This is a genomic window from Antarctobacter jejuensis (assembly GCF_052266595.1).
GTDB classification, from domain to species: Bacteria; Pseudomonadota; Alphaproteobacteria; order Rhodobacterales; family Rhodobacteraceae; genus Antarctobacter; species Antarctobacter jejuensis.
On sequence record NZ_JBQQXJ010000008.1, the window covers coordinates 46,743 to 63,300 of the forward strand.

Annotated in this window: 12 protein-coding genes and 1 pseudogene; 5 read left to right on the forward strand and 8 right to left on the reverse strand. The window is 62.5% G+C overall.

Translation table 11 applies throughout. The annotated features are described in order from the left end of the window. Positions 1-54 precede the first annotated feature (54 nt). Entirely contained in the window at positions 55-657 is a 603-nt protein-coding gene (locus ACTXGA_RS12950; RefSeq protein WP_443394267.1) for a TetR/AcrR family transcriptional regulator, read from the forward strand. On the opposite strand, the gene ACTXGA_RS12955 is transcribed toward ACTXGA_RS12950, so the two are convergent. The 3 genes from ACTXGA_RS12955 to ACTXGA_RS12965 are packed head-to-tail and all read right to left on the reverse strand — an operon-like array spanning position 654 to position 3,449. After that, a complete protein-coding gene (locus ACTXGA_RS12955) occupies positions 654-1,427 on the reverse strand; it encodes a TIM barrel protein (protein ID WP_443394269.1) in 774 nt (257 codons plus the stop codon). The two genes, ACTXGA_RS12950 and ACTXGA_RS12955, sit on opposite strands and share 4 nt — an antisense overlap. Positions 1,428-1,476: 49 nt before the next feature. After that, positions 1,477-2,436, reverse strand: coding sequence for a sugar phosphate isomerase/epimerase family protein (locus tag ACTXGA_RS12960; RefSeq protein ID WP_443394271.1), 960 nt, complete (start codon positions 2,434-2,436; stop codon positions 1,477-1,479). Further along, entirely contained in the window at positions 2,433-3,449 is a 1,017-nt protein-coding gene (locus tag ACTXGA_RS12965) for a Gfo/Idh/MocA family oxidoreductase (RefSeq protein ID WP_443394273.1), read from the reverse strand. Before ACTXGA_RS12965 ends, ACTXGA_RS12960 begins: the two co-directional genes overlap by 4 nt. 398 nt (positions 3,450-3,847) lie before the next feature. Here ACTXGA_RS12965 and ACTXGA_RS12970 point away from each other — a divergent pair, with 398 nt between their 5' ends. The 4 genes and pseudogenes from ACTXGA_RS12970 to ACTXGA_RS12985 all read left to right on the forward strand — a co-directional run bounded on the left by ACTXGA_RS12970 (position 3,848) and on the right by ACTXGA_RS12985 (position 11,434). Then, on the forward strand, positions 3,848-4,876 hold the full coding sequence (locus ACTXGA_RS12970; RefSeq protein WP_443394274.1) for a LacI family DNA-binding transcriptional regulator: 1,029 nt from the start codon (positions 3,848-3,850) through the stop codon (positions 4,874-4,876). Positions 4,877-5,178: 302 nt separating this feature from the next. Next, positions 5,179-5,991 carry an HpcH/HpaI aldolase family protein gene (locus ACTXGA_RS12975; protein WP_443394276.1) on the forward strand — a complete coding sequence of 271 codons (813 nt, stop codon included), beginning with the start codon at positions 5,179-5,181 and terminating at the stop codon, positions 5,989-5,991. A gap of 161 nt (positions 5,992-6,152) precedes the next feature. Further along, a pseudogene (locus ACTXGA_RS12980) lies at positions 6,153-6,260 on the forward strand (IS5/IS1182 family transposase); the annotation flags it as partial. 227 nt (positions 6,261-6,487) lie between these two features. Then, positions 6,488-11,434, forward strand: a complete 4,947-nt coding sequence (locus ACTXGA_RS12985; RefSeq protein WP_443394277.1) for an ExeM/NucH family extracellular endonuclease — start codon at positions 6,488-6,490, stop codon at positions 11,432-11,434. 239 nt (positions 11,435-11,673) lie between these two features. Here ACTXGA_RS12985 and atzF read toward each other — a convergent pair whose 3' ends face one another. The 5 genes from atzF to ACTXGA_RS13010 form a co-directional block, all read right to left on the reverse strand. Further along, positions 11,674-13,488 carry an allophanate hydrolase gene (gene atzF / locus ACTXGA_RS12990; RefSeq protein WP_443394279.1) on the reverse strand — a complete coding sequence of 605 codons (1,815 nt, stop codon included), beginning with the start codon at positions 13,486-13,488 and terminating at the stop codon, positions 11,674-11,676. 3 nt (positions 13,489-13,491) lie between these two features. Further along, positions 13,492-14,118, reverse strand: coding sequence for an urea amidolyase associated protein UAAP2 (locus tag ACTXGA_RS12995; protein ID WP_443394280.1), 627 nt, complete (start codon positions 14,116-14,118; stop codon positions 13,492-13,494). Between the two features lie 12 nt (positions 14,119-14,130). Further along, positions 14,131-14,955: a DUF1989 domain-containing protein gene (locus ACTXGA_RS13000; RefSeq protein WP_443394282.1), complete on the reverse strand. Its 825-nt coding sequence runs from the start codon at positions 14,953-14,955 to the stop codon at positions 14,131-14,133. 111 nt (positions 14,956-15,066) lie between these two features. Beyond that, positions 15,067-15,702: a cysteine hydrolase family protein gene (locus ACTXGA_RS13005; protein ID WP_443394283.1), complete on the reverse strand. Its 636-nt coding sequence runs from the start codon at positions 15,700-15,702 to the stop codon at positions 15,067-15,069. A gap of 64 nt (positions 15,703-15,766) precedes the next feature. Continuing rightward, a complete protein-coding gene (locus tag ACTXGA_RS13010; RefSeq protein ID WP_443394285.1) occupies positions 15,767-16,555 on the reverse strand; it encodes an ABC transporter permease in 789 nt (262 codons plus the stop codon). Positions 16,556-16,558: the final 3 nt, after the last annotated feature.

The following is a 16,558-nucleotide window of genomic DNA, read 5'->3' on the forward strand; positions in this document are numbered from 1 at the left end:
TAATTTGCCGCGCGAAGCTGCGGATTTTTCCGTGGCAACAGGAAGAGAGGCCCCGTGGCACGCCCCATTGCAAAGGATCATGACGAGAAACGCGCACAGATCCTGAATACAGCGGCGCGGGTCTTTGCCGCCGAAGGGTTCGACCGGGCGTCGATGAACCAGATTGCCTCGGCCTGCGGAATCTCCAAGGCGAATATCTATCATTATTACGCCGGCAAGGACGCGTTGCTGTTCGACTTGCTGGACAATTACCTGCGCACGTTGAAGGCGCGGGTTTGCGAGGACGTCGACGCGACCCTGTCGCCGGAAGAGCGGTTGCTGGCGACGATACGGGCGGTGTTGCGGGCCTACCAGGGGGCCGACGACCATCACAAGGTGCAGATCGCCAGCACCAGCGCGTTGCCCGAGGACAGGCAGAAGGTGCTGCGCGCCTATCAGCGGGACATGGTCACGCATCTTTCGGCCATTCTGACCGATATCGCGCCCGAGCGGCTGAAAGACGATCCCAAGACGCTGCGGGCAACCACCATGTCGATCTTTGGCATGCTGAACTGGTATTACATGTGGAACTCGGGCGCCGGATCAGAGGCGCGCGAGGATTATGCGCAACTGGTGACGAACCTGACCCTCAAGGGCCTGAACGGGATCCGACTCTAAAGGGTAAAGGCGGCGCGGAACGCCTCCAGCGCGGTTTCCGGGTCACGCTTGGCAAAGCCTTCGAAGCCGACGGGGCCCTCATATCCCATGTCGGCCAGCGCGCGGGCGATCACCGGATAGTTCATCTCTCCGGTTCCGGGTTCGAACCGACCGGGGTTGTCCGCCACCTGGTATTCGCCGATCCAGGGCAGGCAGGCCTCTGCCCAGCGGATCACGTCACCTTCGCCGATCTGCGTGTGATAGAGGTCAAGGTTGATGCGCAATTGCGGGCGGTTCACCGTCGAAACGAGGCTCAACACGTCCTCAGATGAGTTGAACGGACAGCCCGGATGTTCGCGCAGGTTGAGGTTTTCAAGGGTGAAGGTCACGCCTTCTTCCTCTGCCATGTCGCAGATGCGGTGCAGGGTATCGCGCGCCCTCAACCACATGCCCGGCGCGACATGGGCCATCTGCGGGATCGGAATGCCCATGTCGCCAAGACCGGTGCCGTGCAGGTTCAGCCGCTGCACGCCCAGCCGTTTGCCTACCTGCGCGGTTTCCCGCGCCGATTTCAGCAGCAGGTCCGCGCCGTCCGCATCCGCCAGTCGCCCTTCGAGATAGCCGTTCATGATGGTGAAGGTCGCGCCGGTCTTTTCCAACGCGCCAATGTCCCATGCGGGCCAGTTCCACAGACCGACGCCAAAGCCCATCTCCCTGAGGCGGCTGGCCCGCCACGCGATCGGTTTGTCCTGCCACAGCATTTCGGCACAGGCGGCGAGTTGGAATGCCATTATCTTGGTCCTCATCAATGGCGCGGACGGCGGCGCGGTCCGGCGTTGGTCAGATGTCCTGCGGTTTGAAATCCGCAGGGGCGGAGGGCATCACGCCCTGCAAGAGGGCGACGGATTTTTCCAACCCCTCCAGCGCGTTCAGCAGAACGTCCTCATGTTCGATTGACAGCCATCCGTCGTAGCCGCCCATCCGAAGGCGGTAGCAGAACTGCCGCCACCATTCCTCTCCATGGCCGAAGCCCAGTGTAACGTAGCTCCACGACCGTTCTGGAATGTCCATCAGCGAACCGTTTTCCAGAAGGGAGGTGGTCGCCTGCACTGGGGCGTTCAGCATCGTGTCCTTGGCGTGCACATGGTAGATCGACTCTGCCAGCGCCTCTGCAGCGATCAGCGGATCGGCCCCCATCCAGAACAGGTGGCTGGGGTCGAGGTTGGCACCCACCACGGGGCCGACCATTTCCCGCAGTTTCAGCAGCGAGGGTACGTTGTAGACGCATTGGTTGCCGTGCAATTCCAGCGCGATCTGGCGGACGCCGCTTTCGCGGGCGACGGCAACGGCCCCTTCCCAGAAGGGGATCAGCACCTCTTCCCACTGAAACCGCAAAATTTCCTGCGTTTCCGGCGGCCAACTGGACACCACCCAGTTGGGCATGGTGTCGGTTCGCGATCCCGCAGGCAGGCCCGACATGGTGCAGACCGTGCCGATGCCCATCTCTCCGGCCAGGCGGATCGTGTCCATCAGGCAATCGCCCTGCGCGCGGTCGGTGGGGTGCAGCGGGTTGCCGTTGGCGTTGAGGCTGATGACCTTCAAACCGCGGCTTTCGAAGGCGTTCAGAAAGGCCCTGCGCGCCTCGGCGCTGGATTTCATTGCCTCAAGGTCGAAATGCGGCGCGGTGGACCAGCCGCCGGTGTTGACCTCGACCCCCGAGACGCCCATGCGGACCGCGTGATCCAGCATGTCTTCAAAGGACAGGCCGCCGAGGCTGTCAGATACGAAACCCAGTTTCATTCATTGTTCCTTTCGTAGAAGGCGGGTTTCGCGATCAATGACAGGGAAACCTTGATACCTTCTTTCAGTGCTTCGACGCCGGCCTCTGCCACACGGGCCGCGCAGTAGCCGTCCCAGCAGTCTGATCCGATGCCGGGAAAGGTGCCGGAGTTCACGAAATCAACGAAGGCGCGGTTCTGGCGCACATAGGCCTCGTGATAGCGACCGCGCCAATCGACGTCATAACGCGTGGCTGAGCACAGTTTGATGTCGGTGCGCGTGTAGGCGATATTGTTCATGGAAATGCTGCCGGCCTCACCCACCAGCTCGGCGCGCACGTCATAGCCGTAGGCGGCGTTGTTGTTGATCTCGATGGTCACCAGCTGATCAGTGTCTGTTTCCAGCACCATGACAACCGGGGCCACCACACCGTCAGAGCGTTTCGGTTGATAGGCCGAAATCGTGGTGTATTCGCAGCCCAGAACATGGCGGATCACGTCGAATTCATGCGGGGCGGAATTGGTGATCGCCATGGCGCCGGTGAAGTCGGCATTGGGCGTTTCCACGTTGCGGTGAAAGTTGTGCATCATCAGGGCGCGGCCCAAAAGTCCCGCGTCCAGCGCGGCCTTCATCTCGACATAGGATTGGTCGAACCGGCGCATGAAGCCCAACATGACTTGCCGGGCGCCTGCGGCCTCTTCGGCCTGCATGACCTCGATACATTCGGCAGAGGATTGAGACAGCGGCTTTTCACAGAGCACGCGCTTGCCTGCGGCGATGCAGGCCCGTGACAGCGGGGCATGGGTGAAATCGGGGCTGGCGATGATCACGGCGTCCACGTCGTCGCGGGTTATGACAGCCTCTGGCGCGCTGGCCACGTGCTGCGCGCCGCAGGCATCGGCCACGGCCCGGGCCCGCCCCGCGTCCATGTCGCAGACCAGTTGCAGGCTGGCCCCCGGCAGATCCTCGGCCACGATCCTTGCGTGGTCTGCCCCCATGAGCCCTGCGCCAATCACCGCAATCCGTATGCTCATCATCGCCTCCGTCGATACATTTACCCGTGATGACCCGCCGGAATCTCCGCCGGTCGGTTTTCAGCGGACAGCTTGGCAGCTCACCGGCTGCGCGTGCGTCCGGCATCCAAAGCCGGTCCAGCGCAGGGCCGACAGGTCTTTTTTCCAACGTCCGGATTGCGGAACCTTGCCCCATGACCGCGTGTGCGGTCCTCCTCCGGGGGTGGGGTCCATCTCCTCCACTTGCGGCGTCATTATCGCGATTGGTTTCGCTTCGGGAAGTGGGCCGTCGGCCGATCCTGATGTTATTCGCATCATTAGTTCGGCGGGGTGACCGTGCGGTGAGTCGCCCATTTTGGGAGGCTTGCCAAACCGGGTTTTGACGTTCTTGATGTCTCACGCATCACCAAGAGGCTGTCATGATCGATTTGCCCTCAAAGACCCGCTGGAAAGGCCCGACGATCCAGCAGATCGCGGAGTTGTCCGGGGTCGGCACCGCCTCTGTTGATCGGGTTCTCAACAACCGTGCGGGTGTTCGGGAAGTGACCCGCAAGCGCGTGCTGGCGGCGCTGGAAAAGCTGAATTCAGAGAAACGCGACGGGCCGCAGTCCTGCGAGATCCGGCTGTTCTGCGAGTCCGGAGAGGCCTTCAATCAAGCTGTGGAGCAGGCGGCGGCGCAGCTCAACCGCTCTGAGCCGGGAATGCAGCTTACCTGCCATTTCGTGTCGACGGACGCATTGGTCGCCACGCAGTTCGCCCGCCGGTTCGAGGAAGAAGGCGCGCAGGCGGACGGGGCGATCATCGTGGCGCGCGAACATCCGGCCATCAACCGCGCGGTGCGCAAGCTGGTGGGATCGGGTGTTCCGGTCGTCTGCCTGACCACCGATCTGCCCAGTTCGCGCCGGTCCGTCTACGTGGGCAACGATCAATACGCGGCGGGCAGCGTGGCGGCGCAGCTGATCGGGCGGGCGCTGCCGGAGGAGACCCGCAATCACATCCTGCTGGTCATGTCGGTGCCGTTCCGGTCACAGCAGGAACGGGAAATGGGCTTTCGCCGGGTGCTGCGTAGCGAGTTTCCGCACCTCAAGATCGAGGAGCGCCTGATTTCGGACGACAGGCCCGCCACGACGCATCGTCAGATGATGAAGTATCTTGCCGCCAACGGGCACCCGGCGGCGGTCTACAACGTGGCCGGGGCGAACCGGGGCGTCGCGCTTGCGCTGGAGGAGGCCGGGATCGCCGACAGGACTATTTTCGTCGGGCATGAACTGACCCGGAACTCTCGGCTGTTGCTGGAATCCGGGGTCATGGATTACGTGATTTCGCACAATTTCTATGAAGAAGTCCGTGCGGCGGTACGCTGGATCAGCAACTGGGCGGAGGGAACGATGTCCTCGCCGACGACGACGCAGATCCTTGTCCATACCAAGTACAACTGCGATCTTTGAGGCTTGGAACTGTCGCGCAGCTTGGCCATTTGTGGGGCCTGCGCCGTTGTCTGTCTGCGATCGGCCGACGTGCAATTCTCTCTGGTGTCCAAGACGTTGTTGCCGCTTTATGGCGCCAGCGATGCGGATGAGGGGAGGCCCCCCGGTAACACGCTGCGGCGGAACGATCTGACACCGGCATTTCCGGTGGCCAGTGACACGGCCATCAGGCGCAGGTCGGCACCATCGGCGGGTGCGTTTGTCCGGCAAGGCGGCGGAGCGATGGCGGCGCGCATCGGATCACATGACGAAGGAGACGTGAGATGATCAGAAACAAGGTCCGGGACATCTGGGCGGCGGGCAATCCGGTGTTGCATGGCTGGCTGTCCGTCGGCAGCCCGTTCACCGCAGAGATCATGGCGGAACAGGGCTATGACGCCATCACGGTCGACGTGCAGCATGGCGCGCTCAGCTATTCCGATGTCTTGCCGATGTTTCAGGCGATGCGGGCCTCTGGCGTGGTTCTGGGCGCGCGGGTGCCCTGGCTGGAACCGGGGATCATCATGAAGATGCTGGATGCCGGCGCGTTGCAGATCATTTGCCCGATGATCAGCACCGCCGAACAGGCCGCGGAATTCGTCAGCTACCTGCGCTATCCGCCGAAGGGAAATCGCAGTTTCGGCCCGACGCGGGCGCAACTCGCCCTTGGCCCCAATATCGCGGAAGAGGCCAATGATCAGGTGATCGGCTGGGCCATGGTGGAAACCCGGGAGGCGATGGACAATCTGGATGCCATCGCGGCGACGCCCGGTCTGGACGGCATCTATGTCGGGCCTGCTGATCTGACCCTGTCGCTGCATGAAGGCCGTCTGCCCGCAGGGCTGGACCGCGAAGAACCTGAAATGATCGAGGTCCTGCAGAAGATCGCCCGAACCTGCCGCGCGGCGGGCATCAAGGCAGCCCTGCATTGCGGCAGCGCCGACTACGCCGCGCGCGCAATCGGATGGGGGTTCCACATGACAACCGTCTCGGGCGATTCCCGCCTGCTGGCGGCCGCTGCCGCAGCCAGCGTAAAGTCCTTTCGGGACAAGACGGGGAGGTCGGAAGGGGCGTCGCCTGACCATACAGGTTACTGACCACGGGCGCGGGCCCGAAGCCCCGGCAATCTGCGGGTTTGGCAATGATCGTTGTGAAGACGGCTGGCCTTTGCAATGCGTGTCGGGTTTGCCAACCAGACCCAGCCTTTTGACCCCGCTGGGGCGAAAGAGCGCTCTGCTGGATGTGGGCGGAGGCCTTGCGCCTCATGGCGCGCGACTTCGACTGCCGGGTCGCGGAGCTTCTGGTCCGCATCGCCGTGCTCAACGGCTATACGGCGCTCGGCATACCCGTCACGGAAGCTGTGGGATATGTCCGTCCGGGGACAAAAGCCCAAGAATGCAAGCCCCTGCTATCCCTTCCCTTTGCCGAAAAGCGCCGGTCGATTGACCGCATTCCGTGGCCGGATGTCCTGCGGCCTGAGCCACATTTTCGGGCAGTTTTCCGTCATTCCCCCACGGCAATTGAAAAGAAATTCTCGCAAAACTGTTACAACAATATGAGAGTAGGCGGCATCAGTACCAGGGGGATAGGACTATGGGTTTCTTTCGGACCGCGCCCAAGGGCGGAAAATCGCATCCGGACAAGTTCAGCCTGAACGACATCATCTTCGGCAGCAACGCCGATGATGAGATCGACAGCGGCATGGGCTACGACACGGTTTTTGCCCGCCGGGGTGACGATATCGTGCGGCTGGGCGAGAGCGGCCTTGTCTTTGGCGGCTGGGGTGATGACCTGATCTTTGGCGGCACCGGTTCACTTCGTGCGTTCGGAGGATTTGGTGATGACACCATCTGGCTGGCAGAGGGATACAACCATGTCGACGGCGGCCATGGTTTCGACACGGCGGTAATCTCTGGCTCGATCACCGAGTATTCGATCACCGCACGCGGTCGCAACACGACGATCCTGTCCTCGGGCGATGGCTCGGACGTGCTGAAATCCATCGAGGCGCTGCAATTCGACGATTTCACCTTTTACACTGACGGTCGGAACAACGCCGTTCTGGCTGGTGACGACACGGCGAGCATTGCGGAAAACGACGTGCTGACGATCGCCGGGGCGGCGCTCCTGTCCAACGATCTGGATTTTGATGGCGACACGCTGACGCTTGTCTCGGTCGATGCGACCAGCGCGGCGGGCGCCAGTGTCAGCTTTGACGGCACGGACGTGACCTATACGCCGGGCGCGTTGTTCGACGCGCTGGCCGAAGGAGAGACCACGACCGACAGCTTTACCTACCAGGTCAGCGATGGCGCGGGCAGCATCGTCAGCGCAACCGTGACCGTCACGGTCGAGGGCCGCAATGACGCGCCTATTCTGACGATCGACACTGCCTATGATGTGGCAGAGAACACCACCGGCGTCGCCGCCGCGCTGACCGCCAGCGATGTCGATGGCGATTCACTGACCTATTCGCTGTCCGGGGCGGACGCGGGTTTCTTCATCATCGACACCCTGACCGGCGCTCTGGATTTCGCCGCGGCACCGGATTTTGAGACCCCGCTCGATGCCGATGGTGACAATGTCTATGACCTGACCGTCACCGTCAGCGACGGGTTGGCCAGCGACAGCCGCGACATCGCTGTGACCGTCACCGACGTGGTCGAGATCGACGCCCGCATCAACGAATTGCACTACGACAATGCAGGCTCGGACTCCGGCGAATTCGTCGAGGTGCGCGTCGGCGCGGGGCAGGATGCCTCGGCCCTTGGCGTGGTGCTCTATAACGGGTCGAATGGCACATCCTACAATTCGCTGTCGCTGCCGGCCGCACCCACGTCGACCTCAGGCGGGTATGATTATTACCTGATCGAACTGCCTTCGAACGGCTTGCAGAACGGCAGCCCGGATGGGCTGGCACTGGTCCATGGCACGCAGGTGCTGGAATTCCTGTCCTACGAGGGAACGCTGATCGCGACGGACGGCCCGGCTGTCGGGCTGACCTCGACCGATATTGGCGTGGCCGAAAGCGGGTCTACCCTCGTCGGTGCTTCACTGGAACGGGACGAAGATGGTGACGCATGGTCCGTGGCCGAAACGGACACCCGCGGCCTGAACAACGATTATGAGCCGCCCTTCGTTGGCCGCATCAACGAGCTTCACTATGACAACGCGGGCACCGACGTCGGCGAATTCGTCGAGGTGCGCGTCGCGGCAGGCACCGATGTCTCAGCCACGACGGTCGAGTTGTACAACGGCTCGAACGGATCGCTGTACAACACCCTGTCATTGACAGGCATGCTGGCCAGCACGTCTGGCGGATATGACTACTATCTGATCGAACTGCCCTCGAACGGCTTGCAGAACGGCAGCCCGGACGGTCTGGCGCTGATCAACGACGGCGCGGTCGTCGAATTCCTGTCCTACGAGGGAACGCTGACCGCGACGGATGGCACGGCCGTAGGCCTGACCTCGACCGATATCGGTGTCTCCGAACCCTCGTCGACCGAGGTAGGGTTCTCTCTGCAACGGAACGAGGACGGCGACGACTGGCGCGAAGCCGAGGCCGACACCCGCGGCGCGGCCAACCTTGCCGTGGCTGCGCCCTTCGTGGGCCGCATCAATGAGGTCCACTACGACAATGACGGCACCGATGTCGGTGAGTTCGTCGAGATCCGCGTCGCCGAAGGCACCGATGTCTCCGGTACCACGGTTGAACTTTACAACGGGGCCAACGGGTCGGTCTATAACACGCTGTCCCTGCCTGCATCCCCGGCCAGCACCTCGGGCGGCTATGATTACTACCTGATCGAGCTGCCTTCGAACGGTCTGCAGAACGGCGCGCCCGATGGACTTGCGCTGATCAACGACGGCGCCGTGGTCGAGTTCCTGTCCTATGAGGGCAGTCTGACCGCCACCGGCGGAACGGCGGCGGGCCTGACATCGACGGATATCGGCGTGCAGGAAACCTCTTCGACCCTTGTGGGCCATTCGCTGCAACGGGACGAGGCAGGCGACAGCTGGGCCGAACCCGCCGCCGAAACGCGGGGCATTGCCAACGACGGAACCGTTGGCGGCGGCGCGATCCCGGCGCCTTACGCCTTTGACTTCGAGGCCGAGTTTGCCACGGCGGACTGGCAAGCGGTCTCTGTCGATGGCGACGCGGCGAACACCTGGTACGACGCCAGCTTCAGCGGCGATGGCTTTGCCGCCGTCAACGCCTTTGGCGACAGCGTGGCGGCAGACGACTGGCTGATCTCGCCCGAGATCGACATCTCAGGCCTGACCAACCCGGTTGTCAGCTTTGCCAACACCAAGAACTTCGACGATACCGGTCTGGCCGACCCCGAAGTAACCTTCCTCTATTCGACCGACTACAGCGGCAGCGGCGATCCTTCGACCGCCACGTGGATCGAACTGCCTTACAGCGCCTCAACCGGCAGCTACGCGGAAACGCAATCGGGTGAAATCGACCTCTCTGGCGTCCCTGCGGGTGCGGTGCATTTCGCCTTCCGCTATCAATCCTCGGGTACGGGGGGCGGCAGCAGCTCGCTGTGGCAGATCGACGATTTCTCGGTGGGCGAGGCGACGGTTACACCTCCGCCGCCGAGTGAGACCACGCTGATCTCGACCATTCAGGGCAGCGGCAGTGCGTCCTTCCTTGAAACGCAGGTCGTGACGGTCGAGGCGATCGTGGTCGGAGATTTTCAGGACGGGGCCGACGGCGTCGATGGCGATCTGGACGGTTTCTATCTGCAAGAAGAAGACAGTGATGCGGATGGCGACCTGCTGACCTCGGAGGGCATATTCGTCTACGAAGGGGCGCTTTCGCTGATGAACGTGCAGGCCGGTGACCTCGTGCGCGTCACAGGCACCGTGGCCGAATTCTTTGGCGAGACGCAGCTTTCTTCGATCACTGCAATCGAGGTGGTCAGCAACGGCAATCAACTGCCCACCGCTGCCACGATCACTTTCCCGGTGGCCAATGTGCTCACCAACTCGGACGGCGCGCTGATTGCCGATCTGGAGGCCTATGAGGGGATGCTGGTCACCGTACCGCAGGAGATGACGGTCAGCGATCTGTTCACCCTGGGACGATTTGGCGACATCGGCCTGAACGCGCAGGGTCTGGTAGAGACATTCACACAGGCCAACGCGCCGGATGTTGCCGGGTTCAACGCCTTCATCGAAGAGCAGGTCAGAAACACGCTGATCATCGATGACGGACAGACGGTACAGAACCCCTCTGTCATTCCCTTCGAGATCGCCGGAGAGCCCGGCCGCATCGCAGGTGAGTTCGACGCCGAAGACGCGCTGAGCGCGGGCGATACCGCCGTGGACCTGACCGGCGTGTTGCGCTACTCGCGCGGGTCCGGCGGCTCGGGTGACGAGATCTACCGCCTGAACCTGACGCAGGACGCGGGGTTCGTGGACTCCGCTCCGCGCGATACAGTTGCGCCGGATGTCGGTGGCTCGCTGACCGTTGCCTCTTTCAACGTTCTGAACTTCTTCACCTCGCTGGGTGACGAAGGTCTGACCGCCGGACCAAGCGGGCTGGACGTGCGCGGTGCCGATGACGCCGAGGAATACGCCCGGCAGTTGGACAAGCTGGTATCGGCAATCACCGCGATGGATGCGGATGTGATCGGGCTGACCGAGCTTGAGAACGAGATCGGGGACCAGAACGGCGACGGCCAGTTTGCACTGGGTGCGCTGGTTGACGCCCTGAATGCGGCGGACCCTTCGTCCGATTACCAATACGTCGATCCGGGCGTCGACTATGTCGGCAGCGATGCGATCATGGTCGGGCTCATATATGACGCAAACGCGGTCCGGATCGCCCCCGGCACCACCGTCGAGATCCTGACCGATGCCGATCTTGCAGGTCTGGGTGTCGATCCCGGCAACCCGGTCTTCGAGGGATCGGGCACCAGCCGCGTTCCGCTGGCAGCCAGCTTTGAGGAGATCGCCACCGGCGAGGTCTTTACCGTTGCCGTCAACCACCTGAAATCCAAGGGCTCGGTCAGTCCCTTCGGCAACAACGCAGGGATCGGTGACGGCACCGGCAACAACAATGAGGCCCGCACACAGGCTGCCGCCGCGATCGACGCCTGGCTGGACAGCGATCCCACCGGATCGGGCGACGGCGACGTGTTGATCATCGGCGACCTGAACGCCTACGCTAAGGAAGACCCGATTACCCTGCTGGAAAGCGAAGGGTATCAGAACATGGTCGAGGCTTTCCTGGGCTCGGACGAGTTCGAACTGTCCTTCGGCTTTCCGGTCGATCTGGATCTGGCTCCGCAGGCACAGACCTTTGGCGCGCTGGACCATGCGCTGGCCAGCGGGTCCCTTGCGGGTCAGATCACCGGTGCGGCAGAATGGCGGATCAATGCGCTGGAAGCGTCGGCTCTGGACTACAACACCAACTTTGCCCCGCTGGATCAGGTGGACGACCTTTACGGTGCCGACCCGTACCGTTCCTCTGACCACGATCCGCTGCTGATCGGCCTCAATCTGGGCGGCACCCTGCTGGTATGACCCGATCTGTTTGATCGGGGCCACAGGTCTCAACTCCACGCGGCGGCTGATGCGTTGCCGCGTGTCGTTTTTCCTGGCAACGCTTAAGGGCAGACCTTGTCCTCAGTGTTCTGGACAAGCCCGCGACGTGACCGACAAGGGCATCTGCGTTCCGGTTCAGAATGTCGCCATTGGGTCCGACATGGGGGCGATCATGCCGCCATGCCTCCAGACATTCGATGCGGGGATATCGAACCCCGTCAGGCCATCAGGCGTCCGCGCGCTGGACGCTTTTGCGTTGCCGCAAGATAGGCCTTCCATCCACCGTATTCTGTGATGTCCACGGCCTGTCCCATCGCGCAGCTTTCGCAGATGAAACCGTTCACCTGCCGACCGTCGGACAGCCGGATCGTCCCTAGGCCAAGCGGAGCCGGAATGAGCTTTAAAAAGCTGCCCAAGGCGCTTTCGGGAAGCCGCCAGATTTCCAGTGCAATTTCCGCCCCCTTGCTTTCGAGATCCCGGACAAGGCCCGGTTTCGGCGGTGTTGTATCGGCAAGCGCATAGAGCCGGAATTCCGGCGACGAGGTCACCGTTTCGAGCAGAAAACCCCCGCGGTCGGTCAGCTGGTGGTTCAACGGCATCCCGGTCAGATGCGCACCGACAACGGCGATGTCGATGTATCGCCCATCTTCCGCATCGGGGTCGTCTTGCGCTGTGACGGCAAGGCAATCGCGTCCGGTTGTCGGGGACAACAGGCGATGCACCTCCCCGCCCAGACGGGCAAGAGCGCCGTCGGTGAAGGCAGGCGCGACAAGCGTTACACCTGCAGGCAACCCGTCAGCGCGAAACCCGGCCGGAATGGCAATCGCGGCATAGTCCAGGAGGTTGACGCAGTTGGTGTAGTAGCCCAGCTGCTTGTTGAGCAGGATCGGTTCCGCCTCCAGCTCTGCCAGGGAATAGAACGACGGGGTGGTCGGGACCAGCATCACGTCGATGTCGTTCCAGATCACATCAAGCGCGACCTTCGCCTCTGCCGCCTTGTAGATCGCGTCGAAGGTATCGACCGCGCTGGATTTCAAGCCGTCCTCGACGATCTTCCGCGTGATCGGGTGCAGCGGATCGGGCGAGGCCTTTAGCCAGGGCGTCATGGCATGGGTGCGTTCGGCCACCCAGGCGGATTCGTAGAGCAGTCGCGCGGTTGCGGCGAAGGGATCGAAATCGAACGGGACAAGCGTGTACCCCGCCTTGGTCAGAGCGGTGCAGGCCTCGGCGTAATTATCCGCCGCAGATGTATCGCCAAAGAATTCGAGCGACGCGGCACTGGGCACACCGATCCGCAGGTCTTTCCGCGTCCAATCCACAGGTGTCGCCGGGCGGGCATAGGGGTCGACCCCGTCCACACCTTCCACGATGCGGCGGACCGTATCGCCGTCGGAGGCGCTGAGCGCAAAGACAGACAGGCAGTCCTGGCTTTTGTTGGCCGGAAATACGCCTGTCGTGGGGATCACGCCCTTGGTCGGCTTGACCCCCACGATATTGTTGAACGCGGCCGGCACCCGGCCTGATCCGGCGGTGTCCGTGCCATAGGAAAAGCTCACCAGATGTGCGGCAACCGCGACACCGGAACCGGAGCTGGATCCGCCCGAAATCATCGTATCGTCAAACACCGAATGCGGCGCGCCATAGGGCGAGCGCACGCCCACCAGCCCGGTGGCGAACTGATCCAGATTGGTCTTGCCGATCAGTACCGCCCCCTGATCCAGCACGCGCTGCACCGCTGTCGCGGTGCGCTCGGCCAGCGGGCGTTCGGTGGCCATGCCCATGGTCGTCGGCATGCCGGCGACGTCGATGTTGTCCTTCACCGCGAAGGGAACGCCGTGCAGGGCCCCGCGGTCGTCCGGCGCAACCGCATCAAGCTCTGCCGCGCGTGCCAGAACGGCATCGCGGTCCACACGTTTGATGAACACCGCAGGGTCGCCGTAGCTGTCACAGGCCGCAAGGACCTGTGTCATGACCTGCCTGACGGTTTCCCCGTCGGCATATCGGCGGGCGAGTTCGGATAGGCGCAGATCCATCGGTCAGACCTCCTCTGGGGTCCAGATCAGGACGTTGATCGGGGTCGGGTTGAAGCCGTTGCAAGGGTTGTTGATCTGCGGACAGTTCGAGATCAGGCAGATCACGTCCATCTCTGCACGCAGATCCAGCGAATTGCTGGGCGCTGACAGCCCGTCAGAGATGGCCAGAGCGCCGTTCGTCTCGATCGGCACATTCATGAAGAAGTTGACGTTTGCGACGATGTCGCGCTTGTCCATTCCCCATTTCGCGGCCTCGGTGACAAAGTTGTCACGGCAGGCGTGCAGGTGGCGGACCTCATGGCCGAAACGCACAGTGTTGGCCTCGCAGGAGCAGGCCCCGGCAGAGGTGTCATGCGCCCCGACGGGGTCGCGCAGGACCGTCATCATCGGGCGGCCTTCGTTCGACAACAGTACCGATCCTTCGGTGATGTAGGGGGAGCGCTGGGCAAACACCGTATCCTGAGCCGAGTACCGCTCGGACGTGTCGGCGGCGCTGTAGAACAGGGTGTCCACGGCCTGCTGACCTTCAAGATCGATGATGCGCATCATCTGGCCTTTGCGGATGATCGCGGACCAGCCGACATTTGCGGGGATATGATGGTTGTCGGCGTGATTGGGGGCGTCGAGCATCGGACAGGCTCCTTAAGACAAACGTTTGCGGTCACCGAACAGGGCGTCGGTGTTTTCAAAGGCGCGGCGGGCCTCGACGGTACCTGTGCGGGACAGATCATCCTCGGCCGCGGGCGGGGCTCGAAACTGGGTGACGGATAGGGGAAGCGGGTCGCGGTCAGGGGACATCGGGTGCGCCGAATTCGACAGCGCCACGATCAGATCCATCTCAGCACGCAGATCGACGGTGAACGGGCCGCTGCCGGGTTGATCCTGCCAGGTCAGTTTGCCCCCGGCATCGACGGCAACCGGCGCAAAGAAGCTGATGCAGGGGCCGACATCACGCTTGGTCAGGCCGTTTTTCAGCGCGGCGCGGAGGAAATGCGCACGCCCGCTCTGCCAGTCGGGGCCATCGGCAGGACCGGGTAGGGACACACCGGCCAGACAGTCGGAGCGGCCGAAATCATCATGCGTGATCGACACCATCGCCCGCCCCATGTCGGACAGGAGAACACGGCCTGTGGTGATTTCGCTGGTCCACTGGACCTTGATCGTGTCGCCGGGGTTGAACCGCTCAGAGGTTTCATCGCTGCGCCAGAAAGAGGCGGCGACACCGGTCGGCGTTTTCGCCACCAGACGAAAACCGTCGCCGCGCTTCAACCGCCCGTGCCAATATCCTTTGGCCGGAACGACATCGTCAAAGATCACCGATGACGCGTCGATTGCGGGCGCGTCCTGGTTGCGGGCCGCCGCCTGTCTTGCGGCAAAGTCACCACTCTGGCCGTTGCCTTCGGCCTTGAGCCTTTCGTAGCGTTCCTGCGGTGTTTCGCTATGGGTCGGCTTGCTTCGCGCGGTCATGGCAGGTGTCTCCTCGGTCTTTGGCGATAGGAAATTGGTTCGCGGAAGCGAGCGGGTACACTCGCTTCCACGTTCGTGGCGCGGGTTCCCCCGCATGCCATCAGGGAAAGGTCAGGCGACCCGTGTTTCGGCCTGGCATTCCATGGCGGTCAGCACTTCGTCCAAGGTGCGGATCGCGCCGTGTTGCAGGTATTCCATGGCGTTCAGCGATGCCTGGTGCGCCTCAATGCTGGACCCGGCCACGCAGTCTTCGATCACGCGGCAGAAATAGTCGCCCTGATGGCCGTCCACAAAGGTGTAGTGCACACATACATCGGTCAGACCGCCGACAAGGATCAGGGTTTCCGCCTTGAGCCCTTTCAGCAGGATCTCCAGATCGGTGCCGTAAAAGGCCGAATAGCGGCGCTTGGAGATGCGATAGTCGTCCGGGCGCATGCCCAGCTCTTCTTCGGCGAAGGCGGTCAGCGGGTTGCTGTCGAGGCAATGCACATCCTCGTCACCATCGGTTTCACGGCCCATGTCGATCAGGTTTGCACGATGGATTTCCTGAATGAAGACCACCGGAATTCCGACCTCGCGCGCCTTGTCGATCGCGGCTTTGGATCGCGCCATCCGTTGGGCATAATCCGGCATATGGGCAATCGCGCGCTTGTCATCCGGAATGGGCGCGAATGCCGATTTCTGGATGTCGATCACGATCAGGGCCGCACGCCCTTCGATGAGATCGCGTTTCTTGGAGCTGGTCATTGGGAACCCTTTCAACGGAGAATTACGAGAGATGAGGGAGACTGCGGGGCTGGGGACTTGCTGTTCAGGCCGCGACCCTGGCCGCGCCGGGCTGCTTTGCCGTTTCACGACGGCGCAGGTGGCGAAGGAACCGTCTTTCGGCCAGTCGGAAGGCGAAGGTGATCAGGAAGACGATCGCCATGTAGAACACCATGGCCGTCAGAAAGCCCTCGTAGGCCAGGTAGTATCGGCCATTCAGCCAGCGCCCGACGCCCAGCAGATCCTGCAAGGTGACCGTGCTGGCGATCACGGATCCATGCAGCGTAAAGATGACCTCGTTCGAATAGGCAGGCAGCGCCCGGCGGAAGGCGTTCGGGAGAACCACCAGCCGCATGCGGGTGAATGGCGACATGCCGCAGGCCTTGGCCGCCTCGACCTCGCCACGCGGCGTGGTTTCGATGGCGCCGCGCAGGAACTCGGTCGTATAGGCCGCAGTGTTCAGCGTGAACGCGATGATGACGCACCACCAGGGGCTGCTGAGGATCGGTTCCCACAGAAAGCTTTCCTGCACGGCGGTGAACTGCCCAAGGCCGAAATAGAAAAGATAGACCTGCACCAAAAGCGGCGTACCGCAAAAGACGTAGGTGTAGACGCGGATCGCGGGGCTCAGGAACGGTTTGCGATAGGCCCGGGCAATGGCCAGCGGCACGGCGATCAGTCCGCCGACAAGCAGCGCGAGGAAGGTCAGTTGCAGCGTTACCAGCGCGCCCTCGAAAAAACGTCCGAGGTTGTCGTAGATCAGGACAAAATCGATCGGCGACCGGGTTTCGCTGAAGCTTTGCAGGTATTCATAAAAGCTGCGTTCGGGTTCCATCGT

Excerpts from the sequence above, each read along its gene's own strand:
- ACTXGA_RS13000 (WP_443394282.1), bottom strand. The coding sequence starts at position 14,955 with ATGACCGCGCGAAGCAAGCCGACCCATAGCGAAACACCGCAGGAACGC.
- ACTXGA_RS13005 (WP_443394283.1), bottom strand. The coding sequence starts at position 15,702 with ATGACCAGCTCCAAGAAACGCGATCTCATCGAAGGGCGTGCGGCCCTG.
- atzF (WP_443394279.1), bottom strand. The coding sequence starts at position 13,488 with ATGGATCTGCGCCTATCCGAACTCGCCCGCCGATATGCCGACGGGGAA.
- ACTXGA_RS12985 (WP_443394277.1), top strand. The coding sequence starts at position 6,488 with ATGGGTTTCTTTCGGACCGCGCCCAAGGGCGGAAAATCGCATCCGGAC.
- ACTXGA_RS13010 (WP_443394285.1), bottom strand. The coding sequence starts at position 16,555 with ATGGAACCCGAACGCAGCTTTTATGAATACCTGCAAAGCTTCAGCGAA.
- ACTXGA_RS12965 (WP_443394273.1), bottom strand. The coding sequence starts at position 3,449 with ATGAGCATACGGATTGCGGTGATTGGCGCAGGGCTCATGGGGGCAGAC.
- ACTXGA_RS12955 (WP_443394269.1), bottom strand. The coding sequence starts at position 1,427 with ATGGCATTCCAACTCGCCGCCTGTGCCGAAATGCTGTGGCAGGACAAA.
- ACTXGA_RS12975 (WP_443394276.1), top strand. The coding sequence starts at position 5,179 with ATGATCAGAAACAAGGTCCGGGACATCTGGGCGGCGGGCAATCCGGTG.
- ACTXGA_RS12970 (WP_443394274.1), top strand. The coding sequence starts at position 3,848 with ATGATCGATTTGCCCTCAAAGACCCGCTGGAAAGGCCCGACGATCCAG.
- ACTXGA_RS12995 (WP_443394280.1), bottom strand. The coding sequence starts at position 14,118 with ATGCTCGACGCCCCCAATCACGCCGACAACCATCATATCCCCGCAAAT.
- ACTXGA_RS12960 (WP_443394271.1), bottom strand. The coding sequence starts at position 2,436 with ATGAAACTGGGTTTCGTATCTGACAGCCTCGGCGGCCTGTCCTTTGAA.